The sequence below is a fragment of the Janthinobacterium sp. PC23-8 genome (genome assembly GCF_002250505.1).
Lineage (GTDB): Bacteria > Pseudomonadota > Gammaproteobacteria > Burkholderiales > Burkholderiaceae_D > Janthinobacterium.
In genome coordinates this window covers 822,343-838,428 of sequence record NZ_NJGY01000003.1, presented here as the reverse complement: position 1 = coordinate 838,428, position 16,086 = coordinate 822,343, and the positions used below count along the sequence as shown (strand labels likewise).

General features: G+C 65.5%; 16 protein-coding genes. 7 read left to right on the top strand and 9 right to left on the bottom strand.

Annotated elements, in window-relative coordinates; translation table 11 throughout:
• Positions 1 to 181: 181 nt before the first annotated feature.
• Genes CD932_RS23340 through CD932_RS29565 form a run of 4 tightly spaced genes read right to left on the bottom strand, consistent with a single transcriptional unit; the run spans position 182 to position 3,267 of the window.
• The gene (locus tag CD932_RS23340; RefSeq protein ID WP_094445200.1) at positions 182 to 1,273 is read right to left on the bottom strand and encodes an isocitrate/isopropylmalate dehydrogenase family protein; all 1,092 of its coding nucleotides are present in this window, start codon (positions 1,271 to 1,273) and stop codon (positions 182 to 184) included.
• A 15-nt stretch (positions 1,274 to 1,288) separates the two neighbouring features.
• The gene (locus CD932_RS23335) at positions 1,289 to 1,723 is read right to left on the bottom strand and encodes a cupin domain-containing protein (RefSeq protein WP_094445357.1); all 435 of its coding nucleotides are present in this window, start codon (positions 1,721 to 1,723) and stop codon (positions 1,289 to 1,291) included.
• A gap of 20 nt (positions 1,724 to 1,743) precedes the next feature.
• Positions 1,744 to 3,114 (bottom strand): NAD-dependent succinate-semialdehyde dehydrogenase, encoded by a 1,371-nt coding sequence (locus CD932_RS23330; RefSeq protein ID WP_094445198.1) that lies wholly within the window; start codon positions 3,112 to 3,114, stop codon positions 1,744 to 1,746.
• A 24-nt stretch (positions 3,115 to 3,138) separates the two neighbouring features.
• Positions 3,139 to 3,267, bottom strand: coding sequence for a hypothetical protein (locus CD932_RS29565; RefSeq protein WP_254926734.1), 129 nt, complete (start codon positions 3,265 to 3,267; stop codon positions 3,139 to 3,141).
• Between the two features lie 411 nt (positions 3,268 to 3,678).
• On the opposite strand from CD932_RS29565, the gene CD932_RS23325 reads away from it, so the two are divergent.
• The gene (locus tag CD932_RS23325; RefSeq protein ID WP_094445196.1) at positions 3,679 to 4,569 is read left to right on the top strand and encodes a GntR family transcriptional regulator; all 891 of its coding nucleotides are present in this window, start codon (positions 3,679 to 3,681) and stop codon (positions 4,567 to 4,569) included.
• Positions 4,570 to 5,237: 668 nt separating this feature from the next.
• On the opposite strand, the gene CD932_RS29055 is transcribed toward CD932_RS23325, so the two are convergent.
• The 4 genes from CD932_RS29055 to CD932_RS23310 form a co-directional block, all read right to left on the bottom strand.
• Complete coding sequence (locus CD932_RS29055) at positions 5,238 to 5,399, bottom strand: hypothetical protein (protein ID WP_176461107.1); 162 nt, start codon at positions 5,397 to 5,399, stop codon at positions 5,238 to 5,240.
• 145 nt (positions 5,400 to 5,544) lie between these two features.
• Positions 5,545 to 6,243, bottom strand: coding sequence for a VIT1/CCC1 transporter family protein (locus tag CD932_RS23320; RefSeq protein WP_094445194.1), 699 nt, complete (start codon positions 6,241 to 6,243; stop codon positions 5,545 to 5,547).
• Between the two features lie 12 nt (positions 6,244 to 6,255).
• Entirely contained in the window at positions 6,256 to 7,650 is a 1,395-nt protein-coding gene (locus CD932_RS23315; protein ID WP_094445192.1) for an ATP-binding protein, read from the bottom strand.
• Positions 7,647 to 8,324, bottom strand: a complete 678-nt coding sequence (locus CD932_RS23310) for a response regulator (RefSeq protein ID WP_094445190.1) — start codon at positions 8,322 to 8,324, stop codon at positions 7,647 to 7,649. Before CD932_RS23310 ends, CD932_RS23315 begins: the two co-directional genes overlap by 4 nt.
• Before the next feature lie 125 nt (positions 8,325 to 8,449).
• Here CD932_RS23310 and CD932_RS23305 point away from each other — a divergent pair, with 125 nt between their 5' ends.
• Genes CD932_RS23305 through CD932_RS23285 form a run of 5 tightly spaced genes read left to right on the top strand, consistent with a single transcriptional unit; the run spans position 8,450 to position 14,902 of the window.
• Entirely contained in the window at positions 8,450 to 9,661 is a 1,212-nt protein-coding gene (locus CD932_RS23305) for an efflux RND transporter periplasmic adaptor subunit (protein WP_254926733.1), read from the top strand.
• Complete coding sequence (locus CD932_RS23300; protein ID WP_094445188.1) at positions 9,661 to 12,765, top strand: efflux RND transporter permease subunit; 3,105 nt, start codon at positions 9,661 to 9,663, stop codon at positions 12,763 to 12,765. Before CD932_RS23305 ends, CD932_RS23300 begins: the two co-directional genes overlap by 1 nt.
• The gene (locus CD932_RS23295) at positions 12,752 to 13,078 is read left to right on the top strand and encodes a DUF3240 family protein (RefSeq protein WP_094445186.1); all 327 of its coding nucleotides are present in this window, start codon (positions 12,752 to 12,754) and stop codon (positions 13,076 to 13,078) included. The genes CD932_RS23300 and CD932_RS23295 overlap by 14 nt, the downstream gene beginning before the upstream one ends.
• Entirely contained in the window at positions 13,075 to 14,310 is a 1,236-nt protein-coding gene (locus CD932_RS23290) for a TolC family protein (RefSeq protein WP_094445184.1), read from the top strand. The genes CD932_RS23295 and CD932_RS23290 overlap by 4 nt, the downstream gene beginning before the upstream one ends.
• Positions 14,311 to 14,359: 49 nt before the next feature.
• Positions 14,360 to 14,902 (top strand): cytochrome b, encoded by a 543-nt coding sequence (locus CD932_RS23285; protein WP_094445182.1) that lies wholly within the window; start codon positions 14,360 to 14,362, stop codon positions 14,900 to 14,902.
• Between the two features lie 59 nt (positions 14,903 to 14,961).
• Here CD932_RS23285 and CD932_RS23280 read toward each other — a convergent pair whose 3' ends face one another.
• Positions 14,962 to 15,393 (bottom strand): porin, encoded by a 432-nt coding sequence (locus tag CD932_RS23280; RefSeq protein ID WP_254926732.1) that lies wholly within the window; start codon positions 15,391 to 15,393, stop codon positions 14,962 to 14,964.
• A gap of 254 nt (positions 15,394 to 15,647) precedes the next feature.
• Between CD932_RS23280 and CD932_RS23275 the strand changes: the two genes are divergently transcribed.
• Complete coding sequence (locus CD932_RS23275; RefSeq protein ID WP_094445180.1) at positions 15,648 to 16,025, top strand: transcriptional regulator; 378 nt, start codon at positions 15,648 to 15,650, stop codon at positions 16,023 to 16,025.
• Positions 16,026 to 16,086: the final 61 nt, after the last annotated feature.

Below are 16,086 nucleotides of genomic sequence, written 5' to 3'. Positions count from 1 at the left end.
ACATTACCAGGGCAGACAGCGGGTTAAAAAGTATGCTTGATGCCCAGATCGATCTCGCGGTCACCGGTGCCTGTCAGGAGGACAACGTCCGCATCGCATGGAACGTCGCCCCCTTGCGGCCTGGGCGGCGCACGATGTCGCACGCAGCCCGTGGGTCGGGCTGGTTTCGCCCGGCAGGGGTTCAGCGCACGGGCTGGCCGGCCACTGCGGTCAACGCAAACACGACGGCATCGGTAAATGCGCGGGTCCCCATCGTTCCGCCAAGATCGGCAGTACGGCTGTCCGGATTGCGCAGGACGGCGTCGACGGCTGTCTCGATGGCGTCGCCCGCCTGTTGCAGCGCCGCGTTGCGGTGGTGTTCACCTAGCCAGCGCAGCAACATGCCTGCGGACAAGATCATCGACGTGGGGTTTGCCTTGTCCTGGTTCTGAATGTCCGGTGCCGAGCCATGCTGGGCCTGCGCGCAACACTGGCGATCGCCGGCCATGACCGAACCGGCGAGGCCCAGACTGCCCGATAGCTCGCTGGCCAGATCGCTGAGAATATCTCCATAGAAGTTTTCGGTGACGATCACATCGAAACGCTCCGGCGAACGCACCAGGTGCGCAGTGGAGGCATCGACCAACATGTCGTCCAGCTCGACTTCGGGAAAGTCTTTGGCCACATGCCGCACGGCTTCGAGGAACAAGCCATCGGTCATGTGGAAGCTGTTGACCTTGTGGATCGCGGTGACCTTCTTGCTGCGCTTCATCGCCAGTTCGAACGAGCGCCGGGCAATACGCTCGCTGCAATGACGGGTTATTCTGCGGGTCGACAACGCCAGATCGGGCGTCGGCATGACTTCGCCCCAGCCAAGGTGCATGTTGCGGTCGGGGTAAAAACCCTCGGTCGCCTCGCGCATGATGACCAGGTCCATGCTCTTGCCGGGCTTCATGTTCGATTCGAGAAAGCTGCGGGTACGTGCCGGACGTACGTTGGCGTACAGATCGAGCTTGCTGCGGAAGGCTGCCGACACATTCACGCCACCTTGCGCGGGCTTTGGGTAGTCCGCATGGGAAATCGTGCCCAGCAAGATGCCGTCGTAGCCGCGCGCTTTTTCAAGCAAGTCGTCGCGCAGCGTAGTGCCGTGCTTTTCGAGGCTGGCGAAGCCGATCTCGTCATGATCGAAACGCAGGCCCAGGTTGAAGGCGTGGTTGGCTGCGTCCAGCACTTGCATGGCGCCGTTGACGATCTCAGGGCCGATGCCATCGCCCGGAAGTACAAGAATATGCATGATGTTTTCCAAAAATTAGGTTTGAATTGGGTTCTTGCCGTGCTCGACCGAAACCAGGCGCGTCTCGCCCGTATCGCGCAGCGTGCGGGTGGCCTCAGGCGAAGCGTAGATCCACAGGATCTTCATCGGCCTGGTGTCCGAAATGTTGCGGAAGCGGTGCATCACGTCAGGCGGTATGAAGGTGGTGTCGAGCGGCGCGAGCCGATATTCGAGGCCGTCGATGTCCATGATCGCGTCGCCTTCCAGCAGGACCACGCTTTCCTCGCAGTTGTGGCTGTGAAAAGGGATCACGGTTCCCGGATCGAATTGCGTGATTCCCGAAATGAAAGTGGTGGCGCCGAGCGCTGGCGAAACCAGCGAGATGGTGCGGGCGCCGCCGCCGCGATTGTGATGGGGCAGTTCGGCGGGACGAAGCAGCTTGGCGCCCGATGGGGTCTTGATGGGGTACATGGTTTCTCCTTGGCGCGGGATCAGCGTGCCGGCCCGATCCACACAGTTTTCATATTGGTAAATTCGCGCGCGCCGGCCTGGCCCAGTTCGCGGCCGTAGCCGGAATGCTTGATGCCGCCGAACGGCAAGCGCGCATCGGATGCCACCAGGCCATTGACGAAAACAGCGCCGGCCTCGATGCGGCGCACCAAGGTACGGGCACGCACAATATCCGCTGTCCAAAGTGCGGCACTGAGGCCGAACTCGGTAGCATTCGCAAGTGCGATCGCCGCCTCCACATCCTTGACACGGAGAATCGCCGCAGCGGGTCCAAACGTTTCCTCGACGGCGGCAGCCATCTCGGGGGTAACGTGGTCAAGCACCGTGGGTTCGTAAAAGCATCCGGCGCCGGCACGCCTGGTTCCGCCCACCAGCAAGCGGGCGCCGGCAGCGATCGAGCGCTGGACCTGGTCGTCGAGATCGGCTACCAGGCTGGGGCGCGCGAGCGGGCCAATGGTGGTGCTCGGAGCCATCGGATCACCGACCACCAGTTCGCGCGTGTGTGCGACAAAGGCTTCCACAAAGGCATCGGCCACCGATTCTTCGACGATCAGGCGCTTCGACGAAATACAACTCTGGCCGGCATTGCCGAAGCGCGCCTTGACTGCGGTCCTGGCAGCGGTGGCGATATCGGCATCGGCAAGCACGATGAAGGGATCGGAGCCGCCCAACTCCAGCACCTGCTTCTTCAGCACGCTGCCTGCCTGCGCAGCGACCAGCTTGCCGACGGCGGTCGAACCGGTGAGCGTCACTGCAGCGATGCGCGGATCGTCGATCAGGGCCTTCACGCGGCCGGCCTCGATCAGGACCGTGGGCATCAAGCCGGCCGGCACGCCCGCGTCGAGCAGAGCCTGCTGCAACGCCAGCGCACATTGCGGCACATTGTTGGCATGCTTCAGAATGCTGCCATTGCCAGCCATCAGGCCCGGCGCGGCAAATCGGATGAACTGCCAGAACGGATAGTTCCAGGGCATGATCGCCAACACTACGCCGAGCGGATCGTAGACCACGTAGCTGTCGCTGCCGCTGCTGGCGACCGGGGTGTCGGCGAGATAGCCGGGACCATGCTGCGCAAAGTGTTCGCAGGTCCAGGCGCATTTCTCGATCTCGCCTTCGGCCTCGGCCAGTGGCTTGCCCATTTCGCTGGTGATCAAGCGCGCATACTGCGCCTTGCGTTCGCGCAGAACAACGGCCAGAGTAGTGAGGACAGCGGCGCGGGCCGCCATTGGTTGTTGAGCCCACTCGCGCTGCGCCTGGACCGCATCATGCAACATCCGTTCGACCTGGGCTTCGGTATGTTCGTCGAACTGCGCGAGGACGGTGCCATTGGCTGGATTGGTAGAAATAATCATCGGTGATTCCTTATCACTGGGGGTTCAGGCCATCAAGCCAAATAAAGAAACGGGCTTCTCGCGTGGCTCTTGTTCCAGCATAACGAGCAGCTCACGGCGTTTGTCTGCGGTCAGCCAGTAGGCGTCGCGCGCAATCGCACGGTTCAAGTGCATTGCAGCCTTCCTTAGTCTCGTGATTGTCTTTGTTGTTGTAGTGATCGGCTTGCTGGCAAGCAAACAGCTGTTTGGCATAATATACGCATAAAATACCAAGTCAAATGGTTTTTTACGTGTAGCATCGCTTCAAAAAATACCAGATACTGGCTTTATCTGGCGTTTTTGCTGAATAGAATGCCATTGTGCACAAGGACAGTCTGGTACTATACCAAATCAAAAGACCACTAAAACCAGCCCAAGGCAATGACAATCATGATGTTCGAGATGAGCGGCATTCCAATCACGCCAGGTCGCGCCGAAGCTGCGGCACGGAGCACGTCGCGCATTTTTAAGTTCTGACCACCCCCGGGCGAACCCCGCGTCTACGCTAGAATGACGCCATGTCCATCACCTGCCCAACCACTCCGTATGCCCCGACGCATCTCTGATTCGCTGCTTGTCCATATCAAGCATTACATCGGGGCCGAGCACCTGCAGGCAGGCGCCCGGCTGACCGAGCGCGCACTGGCGGAACGCTTCCGGGTGTCGCGTTCTCCAGTCCGAGAGGCGCTCAAGCGCCTTGCCGATGAGGGCATCATCGAGGGGCATGCAGACGGCGGCTATGTCGTTTCGAGCGCTGGCACTGCCCTCGGGCACGAGTCCACAGAGCTGCCTGCGCCGCCAGATCCGATCGAGCAGACCTACTTCGCCATTGCAGAAGACCGTCTGGCCGGCAATTTGCCAGAGCGGGTAACGGAAAATGAATTCGCGCGGCGCTACGACGTCACGCGCGGCCAGCTCGCTGCGGTGTTGCGGCGAATGTCGCAAGAGGGATGGATCGAGCGCCTGCCTGGCCACGGCTGGCAATTTCGCCCCGTGCTCACCTCGGCCGATACCTACGATCAGAGCTACCGCTTCCGCATACTGATCGAAGCGGCTGGCATCCTCGAACCGACGTTCCGCGTCAACGAACCGGCGCTCAGGCGCTGCGAAGCACAACAACGTGAACTGCTCGACAACATCAACGTGGTCTCGGCCGCCGACCTGTTCAACGCCAACATTCTGCTCCACGAGACGATTGCCGAATGTTCGGGCAATGCCTTTATTGTCGAATCCCTGAAACGATTGAACAGCCTGCGGCGCCTGATGGAATACCGCAAGTCGGTCGACCGCATCGCTGCAGCCCGACGCTGCCGTGAGCATCTGGACCTGATCGAGCTGTTACTGACTTCCCGGCAGGAAGCTGCCGCCGATTTCATACGCCTGCATTTGCGCGATGCAGCGCGCGAGAAGTCCGCGCGGGCGCGGCCAGATGCCTGAGCCTGCCGTTGCGCGGCAGTCGCTTGTCCATACACCGGGGCGATCCGCCAGTGCGACCAGAGTCAACTGGGCGGGTCTGCGCCGAGATCGTGCACGAATGGCGGATCTGACCCTAATGCCGTTCAGTTAGCGCGCCTACGCTGCCAGGAAACCCGCGAAACGGATTGAGGCCTCGGTCTCCAGCACAGGCCCACCGGGCCAAGCGGGTCCGAAAAATGTCGAGGGCAAGGCGCAGCGACGAAGACAGTACGCATGTACGGCTAGGAGCTGCAACGCAGCCATCGGCATTTTCTCGGGCTCGCGTCTCCGGCCCGCCGTTTCTACGTTTTTAGGCCTTACGCATTCAATGCATCAGACAGCTTAACTGAACGGCATTAGGATCTGACCCCGGTCCTCGAACACATCACTCTGGGATGGGGCCGCGACTTCAGCGACGTCACGCCGATGCGCGGCATCGTGCTGGGCGGCGGGCAGCAGGAGCTCGATGTGCAGGTGCAGGTGCAGGTGACGGTGACGCCGTTGCCGGCGCTTGGGCATCACGCGTGAAGCTGGCGCAAAATCGCGGCGACTTTGCAACGATCTGAAAAATGACAAGAGCCATTGATGATCAGTCCCGTCACCAACGGCCATCAGTTTCACATTTAATAAGTAGCCCAAATAAAGCGCCGTCACTCAAAGCGCTGTTCGCGGCCCTCATCCTGTCGCTGTTTACGCTCCTTTTCGCGCTCGATTCGATTCGCAATTCTTTCATACATTGATTTTGCCACCGCAGCGATCTTCACGTTTTTATGTTCAACCAATATGCCAATCGCAGCGGCTCTAGGTTGCATCGCGTTCGCCAGGCTACCAGACCAAATTGGAGGTGATACACGATCAGCAAATGCACCTAATCGATTATCAAAAACACCGCTAACTACCTGATTTCTCAGCCATACTCAGCTCCAAACCGCTCGGGAACGCAGTACCTTGACGAACTCAGCCCACGCTGGCGCCGAACAAGGCGCCGATGCCGGCTGTCGCCGCCATCGACAGCGCGCTCCAGAACACCACCCTCAGCATGCCACGGCCCACGCGCGCGCCGCCAGCCCTGGCAGCGAGCGCACCGAGCAGCGCAAGCGACAGCAGCGAGGCGATGACAATCGCGGGCGCCAGCACCGGCATCGGTGCCAGCAGCGCCACCAGCAGCGGCAGCGCAGCGCCGACGGCAAAACTGAGCGCGGATGCGAGTGCCGCCTGCAGCGGCCGCGCGCGCATGCTGTCCGTAATGCCCAGCTCGTCGCGCGCGTGGGCGCCGATGGCGTCGTGGGCCATCAAGGCCATCGCCACCTGTTCGGCCAGCGCCGGCGCCAGGCCGCGTTCCATGTAAATATGCGTCAGTTCGCGCAGCTCCCCAGTCGGATCGTCGTGCAGCTCGCCGCCTTCGCGCGCCAGCGCCGCCTGCTCCGTATCGGCCTGCGACTGCACCGAGACATATTCACCGGTGGCCATCGACATGGCGCCCGCCACCAGAGCGGCCACGCCAGCGACCAGAATGCTTTGATGCGTGGCGTGCGCCGCGATCACCCCCAGCAGCAGGCTGGCCGTCGAGACGATGCCGTCATTGGCGCCCAGTACGGCGGCGCGCAGCCAGCCCATATTGCCCAACTGGTGAAACTCACGGTGTCGCAATGGCATGTTGTATCCTCTTTACTCATGAAGTGGCGCCCCGGCGGGCGCCGGAAAACGCACGGTCACCACCAGGCCCGTGCCATCCGGCCCGGCGGCCAGCTGCACGCTGGCGCCATGCGTGTCGGCGATGCGCCGCACGATCGACAAACCCAGGCCGCTGCCTGGCTGGTGCGCGCCAGCGGCGCGAAAAAAACGTTCGAACACGCGCTCGCGCAGATGCTCGGCGATGCCTGGCCCCGTATCGCTCACGCGCAGCAGCACGCCATCGGCATCGACGCGGCATGCCAGCGCCAGCGTGCCGCCGGCCGGGGTGTAGCGCATGGCATTGTCCATCAGATTGCGCGCCAGGATCAGCACATGGTCCGGCTGCAGGCGGCACGGTGCCATGGCCAAGTCCGTCTGCAGCCGCAGATCGTGGCGCCGCGCCTGCGCCATCCAGCCGGGCAGCTGTTCGGCCAGCACGGCGGCCATATCGAGCACCGGCAGCTCGGGTGCAGGCTGCGACTGCGGGTCGAGCCGGGACAAGGTCAGCAACTGCCCCACCAGGCGCGTGGCACGCTCCACACTCAGGCCCAGGCCCGTGATGGCCTCGCTGCGCTCGGCATCGCTGCGCGCCCGCCCGATCACCTGCAGATTGGTCTTGATGGCCGCCAGCGGCGTGCGCAGCTCATGCGCGGCATCGGCCGTGAAGCGCTGTTCCTGCTCGCGCGTCTGGCGTACGCGCAGAAACAGGCGGTTGATCGCCTGCAGCAGCGGCTGCACTTCCATCGGAGCGCCCGTCACGCTGACACCGGCCAGATCGTCGGGCGTGCGCAGCGCCACTTCATCGGCCGAGCGACGCAGGGTGCGAAACACGCGGTTGATGCTCCACCAGATGGCCAGCGCCGCCAAAGCCGCCATCGGCAAGCCGATCGCCAGCAGCTTGACGGCGAAGCGGTTGCCGATTTCCTGGCGGTGGCTGGCCGGTTCGGCCACCTGGATCTGCAACTGCGCGTCGGGATTCCAGCTTGAGTAGATGCGCCACAGGCGGCCATCGTGCTCGCGCCAGCTGTAGCCGACATCGGCCGGCGCGGCGAACGCCTGCTCCGGCGCGCCGGCATTGCGGTACAGCAGGCGCTGGCGCGCATCCCACACCTGGAACAGCAGATACGGGCGATGATTGCGGTTCTGCGCCACCGGCATCACCAGCGCGCTGCTCGGGCCATGCTCGCGCACCTCGTGCTCGGCCAGCGACAGCAGCAAATGCCCGGTCTCGGCCAGCGACTGGTCGAACAGCTCCTGGCTTTCGCGCCCCGCTTCCAGGTACACGATGGCGGCGCTGAAGCCCCATAGCGTCAACGTCAGCCCCAGCAGCACGGCCAGCAAGGTGCGCCGCAGCGACCAGGCGCCGGCGGTGGCCAGGCGCGCCGTCATGGGCAGGCCTGCGTGTCCGGCTGGTCGATGCTGTAGCCGATCGCGTGCACGGTGCGGATCAGCGTCTTGCCCAGCTTGCGCCGCAAATGGTGGATATGCACCTGCAGCGCGTTGCTGTCGATTTCCTCGCCCCAGCTGTAGACGCCCTCTTCCAGCTGCGCGCGGCTCAGTATGCGCCCGCGCTGCTCGACCAGCATCAGCAGGATGCTGAACTCCTTGCCCGTCAACGGCACCGCCACCCCTGCCTGGCGCACCTGACGCGCAGCGATATCGATCACCAGATCGCCATGCACGAGTTCTTCGCGCGTACGCCCGGCCGCGCGGCGGCAGGCGCTGCGCATGCGCGCCGCCAGCTCATCGAGGTCGAAGGGCTTGACGATGAAGTCGTCCGCTCCGGCGTCCAGGCCCGCCACGCGGTCGACGATCTGGTCGCGCGCCGTGACGATCAGGATCGCCCCCTCGTAACCGCCGTGGCGCAAGGTCGCCAGCGCCTGCATGCCATCCTCGCCCGGCAGGGCCAGGTCGAGCAACAGGCAGCCATAGCGGTGCAGCCGCACGGCCGTATGCGCGCTTTCGGCCGACTGCACCCAGTCGACCGCATAGCCGGCCTGCTCCAGCCCCATCTGCGTGGCCCGCCCCAGCTGAGGGTCGTCTTCTGTCAGCAATATGCGCATCGTGGCCTGTCCTGTCTGGCTGTCGTATCCGAGATTTCATGCTGGCAGCGTAGGCGCCGGACATTAAGAACTTCTTAACATCTGCTGGCCACCATCGTTCCATCTTCCACTTCCGGCTGCCTCCCATGCCCGCTTCGTCCCATCTTAACCGCTGCCAGCCTTGCTGGACAATACTGGCCCTGCTCGGCTGGCCGCTATGGTCGGCCGCCGCACCGCAGCAACTGCACCTGAGCCCGCAGCAAATCAGCCGTGCCGGCATCGCCACCACGCCTGCCGTCACAACGCTTCCCGGCGAGGGAGCGCCGGCAGGCAACGACCAGTACCTGTCGGGCACCGTGGTGGCGCCGCCGGGCGCCGGCGCCGTGGCCAGCGCCGTACTTGAGGGCACGGTGCAGCAGGTGCACGTGACGCCACTGCAGCAGGTGCGCGCCGGCATGCCGATGCTGACCCTGTACAGCCAAAGTTGGCTGGAGTGGCAGCGGGCCTACCTCGAAAAGAGCAGCGCGGCGCGACTGGCCCATGCCAGGCTGGCGCGCGACGAAGGGCTGTACGGCGACGGCATTATCGCCCGTGCCCGTCTCGATGAAAGCGGCGATGCGGCGCAACTGGCCACGCTGGCAGCGAGCGAACGCGAACAGGCGCTGCGCAGCGCCGGCCTCGATGGCGTCGCGCTGCGGCGCCTGCGCGAGCAACGCACGCTGTCGCCGCTGCTGACGGTGCGCGCCAGCCGGGCCGGCACCGTGCTGGCCTTGCCGGTCGAGGCGGGGCAACACGTCGAAGCGGGTGCGCTGCTGGCGCGCCTGGCCGCCAGCGGGCCCCTGTGGGTGCAGTTGCAGGCGACGCGCGCACAATTGCCGCTGCTGCGCGTGGGCGACCTGCTGCAGGTGGACGGCTGTGCCAAACTGCGCGTGACGGCCATCTCCCCCGTCGTCGACGCCGCCACGCAAAGCGCGCAACTGCGTGCGCAACAGGTGGGACAGGAGCCGTGCCTGAAGGTGAATGCCTTTGTCGAGGCGCGCCTGCTGCGCCCGGCGCAGCAGGCGGGCGGGGTCGGCTGGGTCGGCTGGGTCGGCGGCGTGGCCGTACCGGCCGTGGCGCTGGTGCGCGGCACGGGCGATGCGCGGCAGGACTCGCAGCAGGACTACGTCTTTGTCGCCAACGCCAGGGGCTTCGCGGTCACTCCCGTGCAGGCCACGCCAGCCGGCGGCGGCATGGCCTGGGTGCGCGGCGCACTGTCTGCGGGCGACGCAGTGGCCGTGCGCGGCCTGGCGGCCCTCAAGGGTAGCTGGAGCGGCCTGGGGCCGGCGTCGGATGCACCCGGCCAGGGAGCCAAGTGATGCTGGCCCGCCTGATCGCCCTGTCGCTGTCGCAGCGTCTGCTGGTGCTGCTGCTGGCCGCGCTGATGGCGGTGGCCGGCGTGCAAGCCTTCCGCACGTTGCCCATCGATGCCTTTCCCGATATCTCCGGCACCCAGGTCAAGCTGATCCTCAAGGCACCCGGCATGACGCCGGAAGAAGTCGAGGCACGCATCGTCGCCCCCATCGAGCAGGAACTGCTGGGCATTGCGCGCCAGGCCGTACTGCGCTCGCAGTCCAAATATGCGATCGCCGACATCACGCTGGACTTCCAGGAAGGCACCGACGTCTTCTGGGCGCGCCAGCAAGTGAGCGAACGGCTGGCCACGGTGCTGAAGGACTTGCCCGCCTCCGTCAGCGGCACCCTGGCGCCGATCACCACGCCGCTGGGCGAAGTCTTCATGTTCACCATCGAGGGACCATTGAGCCTGATGGAAAAACGCACGCTGCTCGAATGGACCATCCGCCCCCAGCTGCGCAACATCGCCGGCGTGGCCGATGTCAATTCGCTCGGCGGCATGGTGCGCAGCTTCGAAGTGGTGCCCGACCTGGCCGCGCTGGCCGCGCGCGGCCTGTCACTGGCCCAACTGCAGCAGGCACTGGAAGCGAACAACCGCAGCGATGGCGCAGGCCGCCTGGGCAGCGGCGAAGAGGCGCTGCTGATCCGCAGCGACGCGGGCATCCGCACGCTGGCCGACGTGCGCGCCATCGGCATCGCCCGGCGCGGCGACATGGCGGTAAACGTCGGCCAGGTGGCCACGGTGCGCATCGGCCAGTTGACGCGCTACGGCGCCGTCACCGAGGACGGGCGCGGCGAAGCCGTGCAGGCGCTGGTGCTGGCCATGCGCGGTGCCAATGCGCAGCAAGTGGTGCAGCAGGTGCGTGCACGCCTCGACGCGCTGGCCCCCAGCCTGCCCAGCGGGACCCGCATCAGCACCTTTTACGACCGCGGCAAGCTGGTGGAGCGGGCCGTGGCCAGCGTCACGGGTGCACTGGCCGAAGCCACCGTGCTGGTGATCGTGCTGCTGTATGTTTTTCTGGGCAACCTGCGCTCGGCGCTGGTGGTCGCGTGCATCCTGCCGCTGGCGGCGCTGGGCACCTTCCTGCTGATGCAGGCGTATGGACTGAGCGCCAACCTGATGTCGCTGGGCGGCCTGGCCATCGCCATCGGCATGCTGGTCGATGCGGCCGTGGTGGTGGTGGAAAACATCGAGGCCCATGGCGCCCACGCACAAGCGGGCATGCCGCGCCTGCACCGCATCTACCGGGCCGTGCGCGAGGTTGCCCTGCCCGTGAGCGCCGGCATGCTGGTGATCATGATCGTCTTCCTGCCGCTGCTGACCCTGCAGGGACTGGAAGGCAAGCTATTCGCTCCCGTGGCGCTGACCATCCTGTTCGCGCTGGCCGCCTCGCTGCTGCTGTCGCTGACCGTCATTCCCGTGCTCGCCTCGCTGCTGCTGTCCGAGCGCCACGCGGGCACGCCGCGCCTGGTGCAGAAGATGGAAGCGGCCTACCTGGCCCTGCTTGCACGCGCCCTGCGCCGCGAGCGCCTGGTGGGCGGCGTGGCCGTGGCGGCCCTGCTGCTGGCCGCCGGCGTCTTCCTGCACGTGGGCAAATCGTTCATGCCTGCGCTGGACGAAGGCGACATCATCATGCAGATCGAAAAACTGCCATCCGTGAACTTGCAGGAATCGGCGCGCCTGGACCAGTCCATACAGCGCCGCATCCTCGAGCAGGTGCCCGAGGTGCAACGCATCGTGGCGCGCCTGGGGTCGGATGAACTGGGACTCGATCCCATGGGCCTGAACGAAACCGACTCCTTCCTCGTGCTCAAGCCGCGCGCGCAATGGCGCAGCGCGGACAAGGAAGCGCTGATCGATGCCTTGCGCGCGGCCACGGCAAGCTTCCCAGGCGTCAATATCAGCTTTACCCAGCCCATCGAGATGCGTACCTCGGAAATGCTGTCCGGCGTGCGCGGCGACGTCGCCGTCAAGATCTACGGTCCGGACAACAAGGCGCTGGGCGCGCTGGCCGCGCGCATCGTGGCCCAGTTGCAAACGCTGGCCGGCAGCGAGGATGTGCTGACCACGCAAAACTCGGGCGTGCAATACCTGCAAGTCGATATCGACCGCGTGGCGGCCGCCCGCCTGGGCCTGTCCGTGGAACAGATCCAGGGCGATTTGCGCACCCTTATCGAAGGGCGCCAGGCAGGCATCGTCATCGAAGGCGGCAAGCGGCTGGCGCTGCTGCTGCGCGGCGGCGAGCAGTTGCAATTGTCGGCCGAGCTGTTCCGCCAGCTGCGCCTGCCCATGGCCGATGGCCCCGCGATTGCCCTGAGCCAGGTGGCCAGCCTGCGCACGGTCGACGGCCCCGTCAAGGTGGAGCGTGAAAATGCCTCGCGGCTGGTAGTGGTGCGCGCCAACGTGCGCGGCCGCGATCTGGTCGGCTTCGTTGATGAAGCCAGGGCGCTGGTGGCGCGCCAGGTGCCGCTGCCGCCCGGCTACCGCATCGCCTGGGGCGGCCAGTTCGAGAACCAGCAGCGCGCGGCCGCCCGCCTGGCGCTGGTTGTGCCTGTCGCGCTGGCGCTGATCTTCCTGCTGCTGTTCTGTACCTTGCGCAGCATCCGGCAAACCATGCTGGTACTGGTCAATATCCCGTTCGCGCTGACCGGCGGCGTCTATGCGCTGGCCCTGACGGGCGAGTACCTGTCGGTGCCCGCCTCGGTCGGCTTTATCGCGCTGATGGGCATTGCGGTGCTCAATGGCCTGGTGATGATCACCTGCTTCAACGACCTGCATGCGCGCGGCGTGCCGCTGCGCGAGCTGGTATCGCAAGGCGCCTTGCGGCGCTTTCGGCCCGTCATGATGACCGCCTGCATCACCGGCCTGGGCCTGGTGCCGCTGTTGCTGGCCTCGGGTCCCGGCTCGGAAATCCAGAAACCGCTGGCCATCGTCGTCATCGGTGGCCTGCTCAGCGCCACCGTGCTGACCCTCGTGCTGCTGCCCCTGCTGTTCCGCCGCTACGGCGTGGCGCGGCCATCTGTCCCTGTTCTCCCCCTGACCGGAGCTATCCATGCAGCACCCTGACCAAGCCCACTACGACGCCATGCTGACCCTGGCCATCCCTGCCGCCCTTGAAGAAGACGTGCTCGACTTCCTGCTGCTGCACCCGGCCTGGGCGGCCGGCTTTTCCGTACTCGACGCCCATGGCATGGGACCGGGCACAGCGTTCATTTCCAGCATGGAGCAGGTATGGGGACGTGGACGGCGCAAGCTGGTCCTGATCGCCGGCATCGACACCGACCTGCGCCTGCTCGTGCAGGCACTGGCGGCACAGCTGCCCAAGCCCGACATTGCCTACTGGATCAACCCCGTACTGTGTCACGGGAGGCTGGCATGAAGGCGCATGCGCTGGTGCTGCTGGCGTTCGCGGCGGCAGCGCAGGCGGCGCCCGTTGCCCCATCCGCGCTGCCGCCCGAAGCCGAGGTGCGGCGCGTGCTGGCCAACCTGCCGGCACTGCGTCAGGGGATGCTGAACACGCAACTGGCTGGCGCCGAGCGCGACAAGCTTGCCGCCGGCCCCTATGAATGGACGCTGCGCGCGGGAGCCAGCCGGCGCACCGCGCCCGGTGCCGAACGCTATCTGGAACAGGAAGTGGCGCTGGAGCGGCCCCTGCGCTGGTTCGGCAAGGCCAGTCAGGACCAGGCGCTGGGCGAGCAAGGCCTGGCAGTGGCGCACGCGCTGCATGCCGACGCCTGGCACGAGGCGGGGCGCGCCCTGCTGCGCGACTGGTTCGACGCGCTGCGCGAGCTGTCCGGCGTGGCGCGGCTGGAAGAACAGCTGGCCGTGACACAGCGCCTGCAGGCGATTGCCGCGCGCCGCGTGCAGGCCGGCGACGGCGCCAGACTCGACTTGCTGCAGGCCGACACGGAACAGCGGCGCGTGCTGGCCCTGCTGCAACAGGCACGCCAGCGCAGCGAACAGACGCTCACGCTGCTGGCCGTCAGCTACCCCGGCCTGCCGCGTCCGCAGGCCGACTCGCTGCCCCTGCCGCAGGCAGGCGGCCAGAGCGTATCGAGCTGGACCGAGCGCATCGAACACATCGGGCACGATAGCCACGAACTGCAGCTGGCCCAGGCGGAAGCGGACCTGTACGCCATGCGCGCCGGCCGGCTGGCCAGCGACGCCATGCCCGACCCGACGCTGATACTGCGCGCGGCGCGCGAGCGCGATGGCCAGGAACGGGTATTTGGCGTCAGCCTGTCGTTTCCCCTGCCGGGTGCCGGCCGCGCGGCCGACAGGTCGGCGGCGGCCATCAAGGCCTCGATGGCGCGCGAACAGGTGGCACAAACGCAGCTGCGCGTCGCCCTGGCGGCCCGGCGTGCCGCCAGCGACAGCGTGCATAGCCACGCGATATGGACTACATTGCAAGAGATACAACAACAAACCATCCGCCAGGCCGAACTGATGCAGCGCGCCTACCAGGCGGGCGAATGCACGCTGGCCGAAGCGCTGGCCGGCAGGCGACAGGCGACAGGCGCGGCGCTGGCGGCGCAGACGGCCCAGATCGAGGCGCTGGCGGCCCAGGCACGCCTGCAGCTCGACGCGCACGTCATCTGGTCCATTGACTGATGCGGCGCCAACCCGATTCATCCACCCAACTGACAGAAAAGGAAACACCATGAACACCCACAACTTGACGACGCAAGGCTGGCGCTATGCGGCCCCGGCCCGCCTGCTGCACTGGCTGATGGCCGTGCTGATCCCCGCCATGCTGGCCCTGGGCTGGTACATGATGGAGGTCGAGGACGATCCGGGCAGCGAGGTGTACTTCCAGCTGCATAAATCGCTGGGCTTGCTGCTTCTGCTGCTGCTCGCCGCACGCGCCGCCTGGCGCCTGGGCCACAGGCCGGCAAGCCTGCCCGCTTCCGTGGCGCCGTGGCAAAGCAGCCTGTCGCGCCTGGGCCACGGCCTGCTGTACGCGGGCATGCTGCTGGTACCGGCGGCCGGCCTGGCCGGTGCGCTGCTGAGCAAGAGTGGCGTGGCCTTCTTCGGCCTGGCGCTGCCACGCTGGTTCGCGCCCGACCACGCGCTGGCCGAACTATGGTTCGAATTGCACGAACTGGCCGCCTGGACCCTGGCCGGCCTGATCGTGCTGCATGCCATCGCCGGGCTCAAGCACCTGGTGCTGGACAAGGATGACGTCTTCCAGCGCATGCTGTAAGCGCGCTGCCCGGTTGGCGCGGGCCGGCCCCGGCTGCGCCGACAATCCGGGATTATTTGTTAAGCGTGTTTATCAGAGGGCGAGGCTTGACACCTATGCCTTATGTCCCCTCCGGGCCGCCGGCGGGCCTTCGATACCAGCGCGGATAGAAATGCGCCACGGCTGCGCCAGAGCTGCCCAGCGCGTGACATCCATCTGGCGGCGTTCGGCGCGCCGGCCTGGCTGAGATCGTGCGTGAGGTTCTGGTTCGAAGCACTCGACAGCAGCGCGGTCGCCTGCGTGCCGTTGTCGATTTCGACGCGCGCCTCCAGCGTGAACACCGCGCGGTAGCCGCCACCCAAATCCTCGGCGCCGCGAAAGCCGATGCGCGAGCCCTCGGCGATGCCGCTGTTGAGCGTGAGCTTGCGGCCGTTGCCAAAGCTCGACGACTGCACGCCGGCGTCGGCCAGGCCATACATCGTCACCGACGATTGCGCCAGCGCCGTGTCCACGTTCTCCGGCTTTCTTCCGATTATGCATATCTTTCGCACGCCAGATGAAACCCAAGTTGCATATCGGCGAGTCGGCGCATGCCGCGCCACGTGACGATGTTACCCGGTGGTGCATCGTTGATTGGTCTTGCCGCTGAATCCAATGTATTCTGGCTGATCTCGCTGATAAGAAAATGTCGTCGTATCTTTGTCGCTCAAGGAGGCCTAAACTCCCTGATTTGACAAAGCAATACCCAAGTAAGGCACATGCCATCATGTACAACCAAATCTTCTTCACCAACGTCCTGCGCTTGCTCGACGAACTGGGCATCTCCAAGAACGAATTGTCCGGCCGTGCGGGCATGTCGGTATCGTTCTTGTCCGACCTGACCAACGGCAAGGCCAACCCCTCGCTCAAGATCATGGAATCGATCGCCAAGGCGCTTGACGTCGCGCTACCTGCCCTGTTGGAAATTACCGACCTGGACCAGGAATCGCTGGATTTGCTCGCCGGCGGCAAGGCGCCAAACAGCCTGCCGCCCGGCTATGTGCGCGTGGCAGCGGTACTGACCGAATACCAGGCGTTCCAGGTACGCCGGTGGAATGAGGTGAATCGACAGCAGATCGCAGGCGGCAAGCCCGAGGACAGCTGACGAGCAGAGAGAACACGCGACCATCGAGAACTGCAGCAAGAATTCGGACTCGGGCACGCTG